Source organism: Acinetobacter colistiniresistens (genome assembly GCF_024582815.1).
Classification (GTDB): Bacteria; Pseudomonadota; Gammaproteobacteria; order Pseudomonadales; family Moraxellaceae; genus Acinetobacter.
Genome location: NZ_CP102099.1, coordinates 1,284,433 through 1,300,187 on the forward strand (window position 1 = coordinate 1,284,433; position 15,755 = coordinate 1,300,187).

Annotated in this window: 20 protein-coding genes and 1 pseudogene; 12 read left to right on the plus strand and 9 right to left on the minus strand. The window is 41.5% G+C overall.

The features are described 5' to 3' along the window. Positions 1–223: 223 nt before the first annotated feature. The 7 genes and pseudogenes from NQU59_RS06205 to NQU59_RS06235 form a co-directional block, all read right to left on the minus strand. Complete coding sequence (locus tag NQU59_RS06205; protein WP_005244383.1) at positions 224–643, minus strand: roadblock/LC7 domain-containing protein; 420 nt, start codon at positions 641–643, stop codon at positions 224–226. Between the two features lie 22 nt (positions 644–665). Beyond that, on the minus strand, positions 666–1,208 hold the full coding sequence (locus tag NQU59_RS06210; protein WP_005244382.1) for a GTP-binding protein: 543 nt from the start codon (positions 1,206–1,208) through the stop codon (positions 666–668). Positions 1,209–1,216: 8 nt separating this feature from the next. Next, positions 1,217–2,184 (minus strand): annotated as a pseudogene (locus NQU59_RS06215) (hypothetical protein). Positions 2,185–2,348: 164 nt separating this feature from the next. Continuing rightward, a complete protein-coding gene (locus NQU59_RS06220) occupies positions 2,349–2,708 on the minus strand; it encodes a hypothetical protein (protein WP_005244375.1) in 360 nt (119 codons plus the stop codon). 384 nt (positions 2,709–3,092) lie between these two features. Beyond that, the gene (locus NQU59_RS06225) at positions 3,093–3,755 is read right to left on the minus strand and encodes a hypothetical protein (protein WP_043971095.1); all 663 of its coding nucleotides are present in this window, start codon (positions 3,753–3,755) and stop codon (positions 3,093–3,095) included. 15 nt (positions 3,756–3,770) lie between these two features. Further along, entirely contained in the window at positions 3,771–4,196 is a 426-nt protein-coding gene (locus tag NQU59_RS06230; RefSeq protein ID WP_016651224.1) for a ClpXP protease specificity-enhancing factor, read from the minus strand. Between the two features lie 14 nt (positions 4,197–4,210). Then, entirely contained in the window at positions 4,211–4,870 is a 660-nt protein-coding gene (locus NQU59_RS06235; protein WP_043971091.1) for a glutathione S-transferase N-terminal domain-containing protein, read from the minus strand. A 127-nt stretch (positions 4,871–4,997) separates the two neighbouring features. Here NQU59_RS06235 and NQU59_RS06240 point away from each other — a divergent pair, with 127 nt between their 5' ends. Further along, positions 4,998–5,393, plus strand: a complete 396-nt coding sequence (locus tag NQU59_RS06240) for a hypothetical protein (RefSeq protein ID WP_005244362.1) — start codon at positions 4,998–5,000, stop codon at positions 5,391–5,393. Between the two features lie 67 nt (positions 5,394–5,460). Here the strand turns inward: NQU59_RS06240 and rpsI are convergent, their stop codons facing one another. Together rpsI and rplM are read right to left on the minus strand one after the other, a co-directional pair. After that, entirely contained in the window at positions 5,461–5,847 is a 387-nt protein-coding gene (rpsI, locus tag NQU59_RS06245) for a 30S ribosomal protein S9 (RefSeq protein ID WP_004640839.1), read from the minus strand. A gap of 12 nt (positions 5,848–5,859) precedes the next feature. Continuing rightward, the gene (gene rplM, locus NQU59_RS06250; RefSeq protein WP_005244360.1) at positions 5,860–6,288 is read right to left on the minus strand and encodes a 50S ribosomal protein L13; all 429 of its coding nucleotides are present in this window, start codon (positions 6,286–6,288) and stop codon (positions 5,860–5,862) included. Positions 6,289–6,555: 267 nt separating this feature from the next. On the opposite strand from rplM, the gene NQU59_RS06255 reads away from it, so the two are divergent. The 11 genes from NQU59_RS06255 (at position 6,556) to NQU59_RS06305 (ending at position 15,737) form a co-directional block, all read left to right on the plus strand. Next, positions 6,556–7,188: a hypothetical protein gene (locus NQU59_RS06255; protein ID WP_257065335.1), complete on the plus strand. Its 633-nt coding sequence runs from the start codon at positions 6,556–6,558 to the stop codon at positions 7,186–7,188. Positions 7,189–7,265: 77 nt separating this feature from the next. Beyond that, entirely contained in the window at positions 7,266–8,234 is a 969-nt protein-coding gene (pdxA, locus tag NQU59_RS06260; RefSeq protein WP_005244356.1) for a 4-hydroxythreonine-4-phosphate dehydrogenase PdxA, read from the plus strand. Between the two features lie 31 nt (positions 8,235–8,265). Beyond that, a complete protein-coding gene (gene rsmA / locus NQU59_RS06265) occupies positions 8,266–9,078 on the plus strand; it encodes a 16S rRNA (adenine(1518)-N(6)/adenine(1519)-N(6))-dimethyltransferase RsmA (protein ID WP_005244355.1) in 813 nt (270 codons plus the stop codon). Further along, the gene (locus NQU59_RS06270) at positions 9,078–9,917 is read left to right on the plus strand and encodes a symmetrical bis(5'-nucleosyl)-tetraphosphatase (protein ID WP_257065336.1); all 840 of its coding nucleotides are present in this window, start codon (positions 9,078–9,080) and stop codon (positions 9,915–9,917) included. The genes rsmA and NQU59_RS06270 overlap by 1 nt, the downstream gene beginning before the upstream one ends. A 156-nt stretch (positions 9,918–10,073) precedes the next feature. Beyond that, positions 10,074–11,345, plus strand: a complete 1,272-nt coding sequence (locus NQU59_RS06275; RefSeq protein ID WP_257066188.1) for a glycosyltransferase family 4 protein — start codon at positions 10,074–10,076, stop codon at positions 11,343–11,345. A gap of 39 nt (positions 11,346–11,384) precedes the next feature. Next, positions 11,385–11,936, plus strand: a complete 552-nt coding sequence (locus tag NQU59_RS06280) for a phosphatase PAP2 family protein (RefSeq protein ID WP_257065337.1) — start codon at positions 11,385–11,387, stop codon at positions 11,934–11,936. Between the two features lie 95 nt (positions 11,937–12,031). Then, complete coding sequence (iscX, locus tag NQU59_RS06285; protein WP_004652532.1) at positions 12,032–12,232, plus strand: Fe-S cluster assembly protein IscX; 201 nt, start codon at positions 12,032–12,034, stop codon at positions 12,230–12,232. A gap of 108 nt (positions 12,233–12,340) precedes the next feature. After that, complete coding sequence (gene ndk / locus NQU59_RS06290; RefSeq protein WP_004652531.1) at positions 12,341–12,772, plus strand: nucleoside-diphosphate kinase; 432 nt, start codon at positions 12,341–12,343, stop codon at positions 12,770–12,772. A gap of 121 nt (positions 12,773–12,893) precedes the next feature. After that, positions 12,894–14,129, plus strand: coding sequence for a 23S rRNA (adenine(2503)-C(2))-methyltransferase RlmN (gene rlmN, locus NQU59_RS06295; RefSeq protein WP_151837756.1), 1,236 nt, complete (start codon positions 12,894–12,896; stop codon positions 14,127–14,129). 16 nt (positions 14,130–14,145) lie between these two features. Next, positions 14,146–14,952: a type IV pilus biogenesis/stability protein PilW gene (gene pilW, locus NQU59_RS06300; RefSeq protein WP_257065338.1), complete on the plus strand. Its 807-nt coding sequence runs from the start codon at positions 14,146–14,148 to the stop codon at positions 14,950–14,952. Next, a complete protein-coding gene (locus tag NQU59_RS06305) occupies positions 14,943–15,737 on the plus strand; it encodes a helix-turn-helix domain-containing protein (RefSeq protein ID WP_005244327.1) in 795 nt (264 codons plus the stop codon). Before pilW ends, NQU59_RS06305 begins: the two co-directional genes overlap by 10 nt. Positions 15,738–15,755 lie beyond the last annotated feature (18 nt).

Here is a 15,755-nt window from a genome sequence, read left to right on the forward strand (position 1 = left end):
TAAATTTCTAACCATTCATCTGATCTTTTTAAAAACAATATTTTATTGCGAATTATTGAATGATATTGGATTTTTAAACAGATTGGGATGGTTATTTAGTGAAATGTAGTAAAAGAGATGGTTCAAAAATGAAAATAGAAAGGTAATGTATTCAGTATAAAGATGATTAATGACGAAAATCTGACAAGTGTTGCACTGTGTCAGATTTGATTGTGTCTGGAAATTAGACTTGGTCAGCGTCGACGATTGCTGTACTGGCTTGCTTCAAGCTATAAAGCAGTTGGCCGAGTAGAACGTCCTTATTACTTAAGGTCACCATTACCATTGGATGATGGGGAGCCGGAATTGAGGTTAAAATAGCCTTGCCATTCTCGGCATCCAGCGTAATGCTTTGACACCCAGTCAACTGGATTTCATTAAGGAAAGCGCTCACCATGGCCAAGATTGAACTACTGACTGCAGCCAATTTAGTACTGTTATAGGGATTTTTCTTATAAATTGCAGCGAGCTCAAAGCCATCTGTCGAGCAGAGCATAATATAATCGATCCCTCGAATATTCATAAGAACATCATTGGCTTGAGCTTTTGCAAACTGGATCAGCTCTTTGGGAGCAGTACGTTGCTGACTAGGAATACTGAACATAAATCTTCTCTTTATAAAGTGATTAATTTGTTGCTTTTAAATTAACTTCTAGTGCTGCGATAAGAGATTCAATCATCAGCAAAATATGTTCTTGCTTACGTGCATCGATAAAAAATAAAGGATAGTGGTAGTCATTCTGGATTAACCAGTCTCGGTAAATCGTTGTTGGTTGTCCTTTATTTTCATCGACATGGGTAATACCGATCGAAATATTTTGCGTATAGTCTTTAAAGGTGTCGAGATAGCTTTCAAGCTCTTCAATAGGCACTTTACTGTTATGATCGACAAGTAAAATCACGCCCAAAGCACCTTGGCAAATCACTGGCCAGATAAAGTCAAAACGTGATTGACCTGGGGTACCATACAGCCCGATTTTTACGCCGTCATCTAAGGTAATTTCCCCATAATCAATACCAACCGTAGTTTGCATCTTATTATGAGCCTGACTGTCTGTATTCAATGCTTCGGTCGCAAGCACGGGAATTTCTGAAAGCGATTTAATCGCTTCGGTTTTTCCGGCGCCCATGCTTCCTGCAAAGACGATTTTATATTGTTGGAGAATCATAGTATTCCTTAAAGCCCAAAGCGGCGTCTGATTTTGCCGAAAAATTTATTTAAAAAACCTTGTTGTTCAGAAGTTTGTTCAGCAACTTCTGCTTTTAAGTAATGACTTTCTGATGCTGAAATAATGCCACCATTGTTGGAGATCATACAGGCAGCGATAAATTGTTGAACCGTTTGAATAGGAAGTTTTAATTGTGTGGCGACTTGATAAAGTTGGGCTCCTTGTATAAAGCAGGCTGAGAGCAATAGGGTGGTTTTGCGGTCTTGGCTTTGCGCAGGCTGTGGCCAATATTCAATTTTATAATAGTCATTTTCATTCGGCGCCAACCGCTGGAATTCAAGAGAATGCCAGAACAGATTCCAGAGCCAATCTTGCAGGTTATACTCAACTTTTCGAGAGACTTTGGTAAAGTTGGATGTCGTCGCAAATTCGTACTTAAAACTATGGTTGGTCTGAGTCTGGATGCGTGTTGGCTCCAGCCAGGCAATCTGGCTACGCGTATCAATAATCGCCAAGGTGCCATGATCATCAAATAGATGGAGTCGGGCATTCTCTGGATTTAACATATCACTTAAATACTTTTCATTAATGGCATTATGTGTGGAAACAGTCGCTGTTTTAGGTTGTTGTGATTGTTGATGAGATAGATAACTCAGTAAGCGCAGCTGAATCCAGTTTTTTAATGCATCCGTATGCTGAAAAGGTAAGTAAAGCGTATTGTGTTCTTCAATATGATGTGAACCTTCTCCTTTTGAAACCTTTAAGCAGGGAAGTTTTTTTTGTTCTAAAATACGTTGAATACCTTCGGTATCAAAAAATTTTCATTTATTAATAATAAGTCGATATTGGGATCGGCTATGTTGATCCAGTTAATGCCAAATTCATTCGGTATTGTTTTTCTAAGTTCTATTTTTAATTCATCTGAAACTTTTAAACTTATACCTGAAATTGCGATATTAATGCAATGTCCATTCATAGTATCACTTTAATGTTTTATAAAATATTGGACTGCACAAAATTAGTCTTAATGCTAAAGACTAATAATAGACCACTTGTATTATTTCTATTTTCTTATTATGTATAAGTTAAATAGAAATATATACAAGAGATCTAATATATTAAATATATTGAACTTGCAAATTAAGCAAAGTCGAGTTCTTTCTCAAAAGTTTTAAGTTCGTGACGAGCCATCGCTAGGTTAGACTTAGTGCGATCTAATACGAGATAAAGGAACAAATTGCCATTGCTTTCTAATGGACGGATTAAATGGTATGCCTTGCCGAGTGTAATTAAGATATCCTCGATATCATCATTAAGTTTCAATGAGTTAGCTACACGACGTTTTGCGCGAATAACTTCAGTATTACCTGCTGCTGCCAGTTCTAAATCAAGTGCCCCACCACCTTGAGTTGCTAGCGCCAAACCACTTTCTGTATCGACTAATGCTGCTGCAACGAACCCATCAATATTTGTTAAGCTTTCTAATGAAATTTTAGCCATGATCTTATCTCTACTAATACATCTTTGTTTATGAATTTATATATAGGCCACTTTTGTTTTTTGATTGGTTTTCAAAAGTAGTTAATCTCATTATAGGAAACTCTTTTATTAAATCAATAATACTTTAAAATAATTGAAATCACAGGAGTGCTAGTAATTGACAATTTTTGTCAAATAAACAAATTAAAATATTGATTGAGGATTGGAATTGGTTTTTATTGTGATTTTATTCACATTAATATTGGGGTTTAATATTATTTTTTCATTGTAAATAAATGTAAATTTAACGCTTAAATTAATTAAAATAATATTTTAATTAAAATTAAATTTAAAATAAGTCCATGATAAAGAAAGTAATTAAAAAACTCTATCATGGATGGTAAATTAAGCTGAAATTAATTGGCAATATGAGCAATACAAAAAAATCAGAATGACCAATGCGATCACAGGTGAAACGATGTAGGCCCATGTCGGAATGGCAGGCATTTCTATTTCAGCTGTTGGTTCATGATCTGTCGTTGTGGGCTGAGCTTGATGCACCATTTGATTAAATTCCTGCATGGTTGCTTCAAGAGAGACTTCTTGCTGTACGACCGGTTTTGAGCCGAGCAATTCTGTGAGTTGGTTGGTTGACCATACCCAGTCTTCAGCTTGTCCTGATAAATGTTCAATTTGACCCAGTAACAGTTCGGTTAATCCTGTTTGCCCGAAGCTCCCAGTTGCATCGAGCTGTTTTAATTCAGCTAATTGTAGCGTGAGAACATCAGAAATACTGCTTTCAAGTTCAGTTGCTTTAAGCGTTGATTGGTTATGGGCTGAGGTGGTCAGATGGCGAGACACTTCTTGAATATAAAGCGGATCAGCAGTTTGAACTTCCTGATAGAGTTTCTGTGGATTTTGTTTCCACAAACTGATCAGCTGTCCCAATGCTAATACGTTCACTTCGTCAATATAGGCATGTTTTTCTTTAGGAGAATATTGACTAAAAAGTTGCGGTTTTTGAATTTTAATTTGTTCAGCAAAATACTGAACTAAGTCAAATGCCATCGTGTCTATCCTCGCTTAATCTAGAATTCTTAGTGAAGGTTTCTTTTTGGTTGGTTCAGTTTCTTGCTTGGCTTCTTCGGCTGGCGCTACAGCTGTTTCTGTAAGTGCTTCATATTCTGAAGGATCAAAAAATAAACCTTGACCATTTTCTCTGGCATATATGCCGAGTACCGCACGAATCGGGACATAAATTTCTTTTGCGACACCGCCAAAACGAGCAGAGAAGGTAATCGCTTCATTGCTCATATGGAGTTGATGGATGGCGTGTGGTGCAAGGTTTAAGACAATCTGACCATCTTTTACAAATTGCAAAGGCACATCGGTGTGTGGTTGGGTTGCATCAACTAATAAATAGGGCGTCAGTTGGTTATCGCAAATCCATTCATAAATGGCGCGAGCAAGATAGGGACGTGTCGGCGTAAAAGTTATTTGCTCAGACATAATTGAAAAACTTATTAAATCGTAGAAATCAATTCATTGTAGCTGTTTTTTTCTTGAGCTGTCATTGATTTAATGAACGATGGTCGGCTAAAGATACGATGACAATACAAGAATATAGGTCGACAGTGCTGTGCTGGCAATTCAACTCCCATACTTTTCAGCCGAAGGAAGATCGGGGCCAGCATACAATCGAGAATGGAAAATGTTTCTGACATGAAAAATGGGAAATGCTGAAATAGCGGAGTCAGTGAAATTAAGGTATCTCTCAACTCTTTCTGTGCGTTTTGCTGCTGTTTTTGATCTAATGTATCTGCATGTCTAAGCATCTGATCCGCCAGCTTGAACCAGTCTTGTTCAAAACGCCAGATATATTGACGCTGCTCTGCACGAGCCATGGGCGCATCGGCGTAGAGCTTATTTTGACGATAGCGATCATCTAGATATTCGGCAATCACATTGGCCGAAAACAGTTTTAGATTTTGTTCGATCAACATGGGAAGTTGATTATAGGGATTGAGGTCCGCTAAATCCTCATCTTCGTGGTCGGTGATAATGAGCTGATATTTGATTTGTTTTTCAGCCAGTAAAAAACGAATCCAGTGTGAACGGAAATCATCTGCATGACTATAAAGCGTAATGCCTTGGACAGGGCTTGGGGGATTTTCTAGAGACATAAGTCCAAAAAATTATGGTTGACTGTTTAGAATACTAAAATTAACGTTGGAAATCACTTAAAGCTGAATAATATGATTGTTACGGAATAGATTTATGATTCAATAAGTTTAAAGAGAGAACAAGGGAATGAAAGGATATTACTTGGCCGCACTTTGTACTGGGTTATTACTGGGTGGCTGTGTAAGCGCGCAGACTGTCTCCAAGCAGGTGCATCGTGCTACATCGGCGGAGAGCCGAGCCGCTACGGATGTTGCGATTGCTGTGGCAGCTGATCAAGATGACTCGCAGTATGGGGGTATCAAAAAACAGTATCTGGTCAAAGCTTGTAAAGTGACGATTTATAACGATGGGCCAATTCGAATGGTCAATGAAAAAACGGGGCAGCCGTGTAATGCGCCAATTCCTGAAGATCATCAATTTTCGAAAACTACCAGAACCTATCAAGAAAATGGCTGTATGATCACGGAATTTGCTGCTGCCGATGGTGTAGGGGATGCAATGATGGATTGTTCTCAAAAGTAATAATTAAAACTAGGCAATAAAAAAACCCCGGATAAAATCCGAGGTTTTTGTCCAACTCGTAAAACGATTAACGTTTAGAGAATTGAGGACGTTTACGTGCTTTACGTAAACCAAGTTTCTTACGTTCAACTTCACGAGCATCACGAGTAACGAAACCAGCTTGACGAAGAGCAGGTTTTAAAGTTTCGTCAGCAGCGATCAATGCACGAGTAATACCGTGACGGATAGCGCCTGCTTGACCACCAATACCACCACCTTTAACAGTGATGTAAAGGTCAAATTTTTCAGTAACTTCTAAAAGCTCTAAAGGCTGACGCACAACCATACGAGCAGTTTCACGACCGAAATATTGCTCAAGCGTACGGTTGTTAATTACGAGTTTACCTGTACCAGCTGATAAGAAAACACGTGCAGTTGCGGTCTTACGGCGACCTGTACCATAATTAGTAGCCATGTGCTGTATCCCTTAGATGTCCAAAACTTGTGGCTGTTGAGCAGTATGAGGATGCTCAGTACCAGCGTACACTTTCATTTTTTTGATCATTGCATAACCAAGAGGACCTTTTGGCAACATACCTTTAACAGCTTTTTCTAAAACTGCTTCAGGTTTGTGAGCAATTAACTTCTCGAAGTTAGTCTCACGGATACCACCAGGGAAACCAGTATGGCGATAATATTTCTTATCAAGTGATTTTTTACCAGTCACTTGAACGTGTTCAGCATTGATAACAACGATGTAGTCGCCAGTGTCAACGTGAGGAGTATAAGAAGTTTTGTGCTTACCGCGTAAACGACGAGCGATTTCAGTCGCAAGGCGACCTAAAGTTTTGCCAGAAGCATCAACAACATACCAGTCATGTTGAACTTCAGCTGGCTTAGCGCTGAGAGTTTTCATTTAAACCACTACCTATTATAGTTGGTTTGGACGGTGAAATCTGTCCAAACAAAAGGAGACCGAATTCTACATGAGTTTATAAAAGTGCACAAGGAAAATTCGCCTGAGACGCCAGAATTTGCTGCAATGTGACCGAATTGGGAACTAACACACGCGGAATTGAAGAGAACATTTTGGGTGTTGTGAGCGGAGTGGATTTCCCCTATGATTTTTATACCAAACATTTGAAATAAATAGAAGTATTTACCTATTCTCTTGGGGAATTTGATGCAGTTGTCGTTTTCTACAAAAATTGTTGTAGTCACATTATTGATCGGCGTTTGTTCAGCACAAACCAATGCACGACGACTCTATAAATGGGTAGATCAGACCAGTGTAACGAACTACTCCGAGTTTCAGCCCAAAGAGGGAACCAGTCGTAAACTGGAGGTACTGGAAAGTCGGGGCAACGATCATATTGACCCTGCAATGGCGGTGACGGCTGAAATGAAAGCGATTGAAATTCCGGTTGATCAAATGAATCTACAAGGACAAAGCACTACTGCAACCACTCACACGGTTCCACAGCCCACAACACAAACCGTGGTCAAGCAAGGCTCAATTGCAGCACCGTATGCGCGTCCTGCAGGTACTGTGGTTGCGACAGCGGCAGTGGAGAAAAAAGAGGCAGCACAGCCGACGGCAGTTGCCGAAAAGAAAGAGCTTGTGAGTAATCCTCTGCTTGATAAAGCTGCGAGTTCTGTGGTGGTTAACGAGAAAAAGGACGATGTCGCAAGCATACCGCCAGAGAAAAAAGTACAACCTAAAATTAATCCATGGACACGCAAGGTTGAGTTTGTACCTTCGAATCTAGTGCCACAAAACTTACCCAAAGCAACAGTCAATCCTGAAGGGAAATAATTTATAAAAACGCAGGGCTGTAGCTGCTTTTAGATTTTGGTTACACTAAGACTTAAATCAAAACATGGGCGTTATCGATGCTTCCTTTATATGTGACTTCAGGTGAACCTGCGGGCATTGGTCCAGATATCTGTCTGAGTCTGGCCGAGCGTGTTGATGAACGACCATTGGTTATTCTGGCCGATTTGCAGATGTTGCAACAACGTGCCAATCAGTTAGGGATTGATGTTGAACTGATTCCATATCAGGGGCAGACACAATCCAGCCGAAAAGGGCAACTGTTTGTAGAACATGTCGCTTTAACCAGACCTGTTGTTTTAGGGCAGCTAGATTCAGCCAATGCTACTTATGTATTGGAACAGTTACGTCGCTCAGCAGACTATGCCATGTCAGGCCAGAGTGTGGGGGTGGCTACTGCACCCGTGCAAAAGTCAATTATCAATGATGCAGGCATCGCTTTTAGTGGACATACCGAGTATTACCAAGAGTTTGCAGGTGTGGATCGTGTGGTGATGATGTTGGCGACCAAAACATTGCGTGTTGCCTTGGCAACGACCCACTTACCGTTACGGGATGTACCTGATGCGATTACCAAAGCGCGTCTGCATCAAGTGATTGATATTCTGATTCACGACTTAAAAACCAAATTTAAAATCGCTCAGCCACGTATTTTAGTCTGTGGTTTAAATCCTCATGCAGGTGAGGATGGCTATTTAGGCCATGAAGAAATTGAAGTGATCAATCCTGTATTGGAAACGTATCGTACACAGGGGCTGCATATGAGTCTCAGTCTACCTGCGGATACCTTATTTACCCCAGAAAATCTAAAAGATGCGGATGCTGTTTTAGCGATGTATCACGATCAAGGTCTACCTGTGCTAAAATCACAAGGCTTTGGTGAAGCAGTAAACATTACATTAGGCTTGCCATTTATTCGAACCTCGGTCGATCATGGTACAGCACTTTCTCTTGCAGGCACTGGACAGGCAAAAGCATCAAGCTTGCATGTTGCAGTGGATTTAGCACTTGATTTAGCCCGTCAGTGATGGGCAAGAAATTATTCACGTTGGAATTATTATGTATCAAATTAATGCCCTAAACCCTAAAGATGAAGGGCATCAGGCTCGAAAACGTTTTGGTCAAAACTTTTTACATGATCAACGTGTGATTGCCAAAATTGTACGCTCAGTAAATCCTCGTGCGGGCGAAAACATTGTTGAAATCGGCCCAGGTTTGGCGGCCTTGACCTCACCTTTAATTGGCGAGTGTGATGCGTTGACCGTGGTTGAGCTAGACCGTGATCTGGCAGCGGGTTTACCGGGACGCGTGCCGCATCCTGAACGTTTAACCATTGTTGAAGCCGATGCTTTAAAATACGACTTCACTCAGTTGTTCCAAGAAGGTCGTCCACTGCGTGTGGTTGGGAATTTGCCTTATAACATTTCAACACCCTTGCTGTTCCATCTCTTGGAGTTTGGCGACAAAGTGAAAGACATGCATTTCATGTTGCAAAAAGAGGTGGTGGATCGTATTACGGCAACGCCAAATACCAAAGAGTATGGCCGTTTATCGGTGATGATCCAGTATTACTGTAAGCCAACCTTCTTGTTTGAAGTGCCACCAGGTTCATTTAACCCGCCACCAAAAGTAACATCGGCGGTTTTCCGTTTAGAACCCTATGATGTTAAACCAATTGTGGCAAAGAATGAAAAAGCTTTAGCACGTTTAGTGGGTCATGTGTTTACCCAGCGTCGCAAGACTTTGCGCAATAGCTTAAAAGGGATGTTGGTGGAGGATGGCTTTGAAAAAGCAGGTGTTGATCCAATGGCGCGTCCAGAAACCTTAAGTTTGGCAGATTTTGTTGCACTCTCTGATCAGATGGTGGCTTGATGTCTAAACGCTATAACTACGTCATTGGTGATGTGCAAGGCTGTTTCGAAGCATTGAAAGCGTTGCTGAAAGAAATCCGTTTTGATCCAGACCAAGACTTTTTATGGTTTGCTGGTGACTTGGTTGCACGTGGCGAGAACTCGGTTGGTACATTGCGCTTTATTAAAAAGCTGGCTGATCGTGGCGCCGCAGCGACGGTGTTGGGTAACCATGATTTAACTCTGATTGCCTGTGCCCGTGGTTTTAAAAAGGCCAAAGACAAGGATCACACCCAAGAGGTGATTGATGCCATTGATGGGGATGAACTGATTGACTGGTTGCGCAAGCAGCCGTTGAGTCTATCTCCGAATGCACACACCTTAATTACCCATGCGGGTGTGCCATGTATCTGGAATGCCGAGCAAACGGTTGCGCTGGCGCGGGAAGTGCAACAGGTTGTTGCGCATGAAGACTTGTCAGTATTGGATGGTTTTCTTGCACAGATGTATGGTTCGCAGCCTGATCTATGGTCAGATGAACTTACAGGCATGCCGCGTTTACGTTGCATTACCAATTATCTGACCCGAATGCGTTTAACCGATGTAACTGGGCGTTTAGAGTTTGAGTTTAAAGATGCCTTAGATGCCCCGATGCCAGCAGGTTTTCAACCATGGTTTGAGTTTGAAAGTCATGCAGCACAAAGCCATCAATTGATTTTCGGACATTGGGCGGCTTTACAAGGCAAGACCATTAGCGCTCAAATTCAAAATGTCGATGGGGGCTGTGTTTGGGGGCAGCAATTAATGGCATTCCGTTTGGAAGATCAGCAGCTTTTTGCAGTAGATAACCCTTTGGCTTGATGTCGCATCAACTTCTTTTAAATGCCCACTTTCAGCTTGAAATTGGGCATTTTTTATTTTAAGGCTGTCAAAAAACTGTCATAGACTGATCATTAAAGTGTCAAAAAATATTTTTATGCTGAAAACATGAAAATAACGACACAAATGGATGGCGATATGCACAGTACATACGCTACATCTCTATTCAAGCAAGAGTTTCCTGAAAATTTTAAATTCTACTTTAAAAGGAAACAACTCAAAAATAAACAAGATGAATTGTCTGAACTGCGTGATCTGGTTCGTCCTCGTCTCCGCATTGCCATTGTGACTGAAACGTGGCCACCAGAAATTAATGGTGTGGCTCTGTCGATGATGCAACTGTGCCAAGGGTTACAAAAGCTTGGACATAAAATTTTATTGGTACGCCCGATACAAAAAGAAGTGTGTACCGAGTTTCATCCAGAGCAGGAATGTCTGGTCATGTCTCAGCCGATTCCTAAATATCCAAGTATTCAGTTTGGCTGGCCACAATATCTCAAAGTTTCAAAAGCTTTTGAAAAGTTTGCGCCAGATGTGGTGCATATTGTAACTGAAGGCCCGTTAGGCTTAACCTCATTACAAGCCGCTAAGTCGAGAAAAATCGCAGTATCGAGTGGCTTCCATTCAGCCTTTCATGATTTCAGTCGCTTCTTTGATCTGGCTTTTTTAGTCAAACCAATCCAGCGCTATTTAACGTGGTTTCATAACAGCACCGATGTGACCTGTGTACCGAGTCAATATACCGAGCAAGCCTTGCGTGGTTTTGGTGTGACTTGCCCTTTGGTAGTGGTGGGTCGCGGTGTAGACACCGTAAAATTTTCACCTCAGCATCGCTCACAGCAACTTCGCCAACAGTGGGGTGCTGATGCAGAAACGCGAGTCATGCTTTATGTGGGGCGCTTATCTCCAGAAAAAGAAGTCGATGTGCTGATTAAAAGCTTCCACGCCTTGCAGGCCCGACAAGGCAGAAATATCAAATTTGTGATTGTGGGTGATGGGCCTGATCGAGTGCGGCTTGGAAAAATGGCGCAATCTGATGATGTGATCTTTATGGGCAGTTTAAGTGGGCAAGCGCTTTCGGCAGCCTACGCCAGTGCCGATGTATTTGCCTTTGCTAGCCAAGCCGATACCTTTGGTAATGTGGTTTTAGAGGCGATTGCCAGTGGCTTGGCTGTAGTGGCTTATGACTATGTCTGTGCCCATCAGCATGTCAAACATGATGTCACAGGATGGTTGAGTCCACTGGGGCATACAACAGATTTAATGCAGTCAATTTGTGATTTACCCGCGCTGCCGCAATTAAGAGCGATGGGTTTACTCGCAAGTGAAAGTGTCCAGCAGAGCAGTTGGCAGTTTCCAGTACAACAATTAGAACAAGCATTGTATCAAGTCGTGAGGAGTCTCCCATGACCACGACTTAAAGTATTCTCAATAAAGAGGAGAAAGAGTATGAATCTTCAAAATGCAAAAATAAAAATACTAGATTTGGATTTAAAAGGGTGTCTCTACCTGAATCATCTCTCTCAATCACAACGTGTCGCCTTGTTTTTTAAAATGATTAGTCGTTTGGGTGATGGGCCATTTTGGTATGCCATGTTGTTGTCAGTATGGGCAATGCAAGGCTGGGCGTATGGTCTACAGCTGTTATATCTGGTTGGGGCGGGTTCTATTGGTACCCTGATTTATAAATTTCTGAAAAATAAAACCACCCGTCCAAGACCCTATCAGGTGCATCAGGTCATTGTCTTGGGAGAACGTCCGCTAGACCACTTTAGCTTTCCCTCAGGCCATACTTTACATGCCGTGATGGTCACCATTACTTTGGGGTATATCCAACCCATGTTATTGATTTTAATGCTACCATTTAGCATTTTGGTTGCATTGTCCCGCATGATATTAGGTCTGCACTATCCCAGTGATGTAATTGTGGGAGCCATGATTGGTGCATCGGTTGCCAGTGCGATCATTTTACTCGCACCGAGCTTTCATATGGCGTTATAAGTCTTTTAACAAGAATTTAGCAACAGAACACTATCTCTTAAATCAGGTGTTTTGTTAAAGTACGCTCAACGATACAAATTGATTTAGGTTGTTATATGGGCTTACGTTGGACGGATACGATTGATATTGCGATTGAGCTCACCGAAGCACATCCAGATGTAGATCCTCAATGGATTCGTTTTACTGATCTACATGCATGGGTATGTGCCTTGCCTGATTTTAGTGATGATCCGAATAAATCGACGGAAGGTTTGCTTGAAGCCATTCAAATGGCATGGTTAGATGAAGTTCGTTAAAAATTCGTCAGAAATCGCAGAACTTTTGCATATTCAAGCTGATTATTGGCGATGACATCGGTATAATGCGGCAAATTTTTTTAGTTTAGACCATAATAGGAGTCAATCATGGCGATTGAACGCACTTTATCTATCGTAAAACCAGATGCAGTTTCTAAAAACCACATCGGCGACATCTTTGCTCGTTTCGAAAAATCAGGTTTGAAAATTGTTGCAACTAAAATGAAACACCTTTCTCAAGCAGATGCTGAAGGTTTCTATGCAGAGCACAAAGAACGCGGTTTCTTTGCTGACCTCGTTGCATTCATGACTTCTGGTCCAGTGGTTGTTTCAGTTCTTGAAGGCGAAAACGCAGTTCTTGCTCATCGTGAAATCTTGGGCGCGACGAATCCTAAAGAAGCAGCTCCAGGTACAATTCGTGCAGACTTCGCTGTAAGCATCGACGAAAATGCTGCTCACGGTTCTGACTCAGTTGCTTCTGCTGAGCGTGAAATCGCTTACTTCTTTGCTGATAACGAGATTTGCCCACGCACTCGTTAATCCAAAGTATTCAAGCCAGATAAGTGGTATACTACTTATCTGGTTTTTTATTTCTTATAGATTGGGTTGTGCAAATTATGCACAGCATTTTCTAGCGCTGATATCGTTTAGGTAAATATACATGAGTTCTGCAGTGGTCGTTTCATCGGAAAATTTGGATGAAAAACAACAGTCTGTTTCTACACCTGTCGTTCATGCTGTCGAGCAAAAAGTAAATTTACTTGGCATGTCTCGAACTGAATTAGAAAAGTTCTTTGAAGATTTGGGCGAAAAAAAGTTCCGTGCCAGTCAGGTGATGAAGTGGATTCATCAATATTTTGTGACTGATTTTGCCGAGATGAGTAATATCTCAGGAAAATTACGCGAAAAATTAGAAAAGATTTGTGAAATTAAAGCGCCAGAAGTGGTTCACCGTAATTATTCCAAAGATGGAACACGTAAGTGGGTGTTCCGTGTGGGCGACGGTGAAGGTTCTCTGGTTGAAACCGTACTGATTCCGGCTGATGACAAGACTGGGGCACGTAAGACCTTGTGTATTTCATCGCAAGTGGGTTGTGCACTGGATTGTTCATTCTGTTCAACAGGGAAACAAGGTTTCCAGCGTGACCTAACACCAGCAGAAATTATTGGTCAGTTGTGGATGGCAAACTATTCCTATATGGAAGATGTGCCTGTGGCTGAACGCGAGCGTACAGTGACCAATGTGGTCATGATGGGGATGGGCGAACCGTTACTCAACTATGATGCTGTACTCAGTTCAATGCAATTGATGCTGGATGATTTTGCTTATGGCATGTCAAAACGCCGTGTGACGCTATCAACTTCAGGTGTTGTACCTAAAATTGATCAGCTGGCGCAGGACATTGATGTTGCTTTGGCGATTTCATTACATGCACCAAATGACGAACTTCGTAATGAACTTGTGCCAATCAATAAAAAATATCCATTACAACAATTAATCGCTGCTTGCCAACGCTATTTAGCCAAAGATGGCAATGAAAGTGCACGTCGTCATGTCACTATTGAATATGTAATGTTGGAAGGGGTCAATGACCAACCTGAGCATGCCCAACAACTTTTAAAATTGTTGAAAAACTTACCAAGTAAAATCAACCTGATTCCATTTAATCCATTCCCGCATGCCCCGTATGGTCGTTCAAGCCGTAACCGTATCATTGCCTTCCAAAAAACTTTGTCGGATGCCGGATTTGTGTGTACGATTCGTCAGACACGTGGTGATGATATTGATGCCGCATGTGGACAATTAGTAGGACAGGTTGCAGATCGTACTCGTCGTGCTGAACAATGGAAAAAGAAAGTGGCGCAACGACAAGAAATTTTGCGCACACAAGGATAATACTTGGGGAAAGGCGTTGAATACCACTCGAACAAAAACCATTACTGTGACGGCTGTTGTGTTTACTTTGTTTGGCTTAACAGCTTGTCAATCGCCTTCTACAGGATTAAAAAAAGATCCAGAAAAAGCAGTTCAAGTTCGAACACAGCTGGCTGCAGAATATATTCGTAGCCGTGATCTAGATTCGGCCAAACGTTCGCTTGATCAAGCGTTAAAAGTGGACTCTCGTGATGCCAATGCCAATATGATGATGGGCATCTTGCTGCAACAAGAAGGCAGTGCAAGCAATATGGAAAAAGCAGAGGCTTATTTTAAGCGTGCGATTTCCTCAGAACCTGATAATGCTCAAGCGCGTAATAATTACGGTACATATTTGTATCAGCAGCAACGCTATAATGAAGCGATTGAGCAATTTACCCGTGCGGGTGCAACGCTAGGCTATGATCAACGATTTCAGTCGTTGGAAAACCTGGGACGAATCTATTTAAAATTGGGCGATGTTGCGAATGCTGAAAAATCACTCAAACAAGCGCTACAAGCGAATCGAAACGCAACCATTTCAATGTTAGAGTTGGCGGAAATTTTCTATTTGCAACAAAATAATAGAGATGCGTCACAACTATACGAACAATATGTTCGTAATGTAGGGCAGAACAACCAAGGTGCTCGTGCGCTTTGGATTGGTCTACGCATTGCTCGAGCGAATGCGGATCAATTAGGAATGCAGGTACTGGTTAATCAACTACGTGCTCTATTTCCTGATAGTCCAGAATATCAACGTTATTTGCAATTACAGTACAGTACTGAGGCCGTATGGAAATAAATCCAAATTCACATCAGCCAACTGGCTCAACCTCGCCAGCGTCAACGTTAGGAAATATTCAACGACCTGGTGAGTATTTGCGTCAAATTCGTATTGCACAAAAGAAAGAAATTGAAGAGATTGCAAACGTATTGAATATGCCTGTCAAAACTTTGACAGCATTAGAGCAGGATGATTATAAATCCTTGCCGGAAGCGACGTTCATTAAAGGATATTACCGTGCGTATGCAAAGCATTTAAATGCAGATGCCAGTGCGATCATTCAACGTTTTGATGAAATTTATGTGAATGATACTGGACTTAAAGCCAGCCATGCCCTGAATAATTCTCCAATTAAAATCATGGGGAAATTATCAGGTTCGAAAAGTGTGCGTAATCGTATCTGGTTAAAGCGTATTGCAATCGCGGTGGCTGTCGCTGTATTGGCGTGGTTAGCTGTAATGGCGGTTCAGAACTGGACATCAAGTCATAAAGATGATGAAGATGTGCCAAAGATTAAAAATTCGGATGTGCAGATTTTACCAATGGGAACTAGCACCACAGCAACATCTGGTGACCAACTGGTTCTGGACTTTAATCGACCAACCTCTGTGCATATCGTAGATGCAACAGGTAAAGTATTGGCAACAGGTCGTCAAGCATCAACATTGACTTTAAGTGGTGAATCACCATTTCAAATTCGTTTAGATGATGCGACCGCCGTAGCATTGACTTTAAATCAAGAGAAAATTTCCTTGTCTCCATATACGGTCAATGGAAAAGCAGAATTCCGTTTGTCTCGTTAATGCCAGAGAGTAGAGCTA

What these genes read in the sequence shown, in the direction of transcription:
- NQU59_RS06280 (WP_257065337.1), top strand. Translation starts at nt 11,385, where the DNA reads ATGAATCTTCAAAATGCAAAAATAAAAATACTAGATTTGGATTTAAAA.
- NQU59_RS06255 (WP_257065335.1), top strand. Translation starts at nt 6,556, where the DNA reads ATGCAGTTGTCGTTTTCTACAAAAATTGTTGTAGTCACATTATTGATC.
- NQU59_RS06240 (WP_005244362.1), top strand. Translation starts at nt 4,998, where the DNA reads ATGAAAGGATATTACTTGGCCGCACTTTGTACTGGGTTATTACTGGGT.
- NQU59_RS06275 (WP_257066188.1), top strand. Translation starts at nt 10,074, where the DNA reads ATGCACAGTACATACGCTACATCTCTATTCAAGCAAGAGTTTCCTGAA.
- NQU59_RS06220 (WP_005244375.1), bottom strand. Translation starts at nt 2,708, where the DNA reads ATGGCTAAAATTTCATTAGAAAGCTTAACAAATATTGATGGGTTCGTT.
- NQU59_RS06230 (WP_016651224.1), bottom strand. Translation starts at nt 4,196, where the DNA reads ATGTCTGAGCAAATAACTTTTACGCCGACACGTCCCTATCTTGCTCGC.
- iscX (WP_004652532.1), top strand. Translation starts at nt 12,032, where the DNA reads ATGGGCTTACGTTGGACGGATACGATTGATATTGCGATTGAGCTCACC.
- NQU59_RS06210 (WP_005244382.1), bottom strand. Translation starts at nt 1,208, where the DNA reads ATGATTCTCCAACAATATAAAATCGTCTTTGCAGGAAGCATGGGCGCC.
- NQU59_RS06225 (WP_043971095.1), bottom strand. Translation starts at nt 3,755, where the DNA reads ATGGCATTTGACTTAGTTCAGTATTTTGCTGAACAAATTAAAATTCAA.
- rlmN (WP_151837756.1), top strand. Translation starts at nt 12,894, where the DNA reads ATGAGTTCTGCAGTGGTCGTTTCATCGGAAAATTTGGATGAAAAACAA.
- NQU59_RS06205 (WP_005244383.1), bottom strand. Translation starts at nt 643, where the DNA reads ATGTTCAGTATTCCTAGTCAGCAACGTACTGCTCCCAAAGAGCTGATC.
- pdxA (WP_005244356.1), top strand. Translation starts at nt 7,266, where the DNA reads ATGCTTCCTTTATATGTGACTTCAGGTGAACCTGCGGGCATTGGTCCA.
- NQU59_RS06305 (WP_005244327.1), top strand. Translation starts at nt 14,943, where the DNA reads ATGGAAATAAATCCAAATTCACATCAGCCAACTGGCTCAACCTCGCCA.
- rsmA (WP_005244355.1), top strand. Translation starts at nt 8,266, where the DNA reads ATGTATCAAATTAATGCCCTAAACCCTAAAGATGAAGGGCATCAGGCT.
- NQU59_RS06235 (WP_043971091.1), bottom strand. Translation starts at nt 4,870, where the DNA reads ATGTCTCTAGAAAATCCCCCAAGCCCTGTCCAAGGCATTACGCTTTAT.
- NQU59_RS06270 (WP_257065336.1), top strand. Translation starts at nt 9,078, where the DNA reads ATGTCTAAACGCTATAACTACGTCATTGGTGATGTGCAAGGCTGTTTC.
- rpsI (WP_004640839.1), bottom strand. Translation starts at nt 5,847, where the DNA reads ATGGCTACTAATTATGGTACAGGTCGCCGTAAGACCGCAACTGCACGT.
- rplM (WP_005244360.1), bottom strand. Translation starts at nt 6,288, where the DNA reads ATGAAAACTCTCAGCGCTAAGCCAGCTGAAGTTCAACATGACTGGTAT.
- ndk (WP_004652531.1), top strand. Translation starts at nt 12,341, where the DNA reads ATGGCGATTGAACGCACTTTATCTATCGTAAAACCAGATGCAGTTTCT.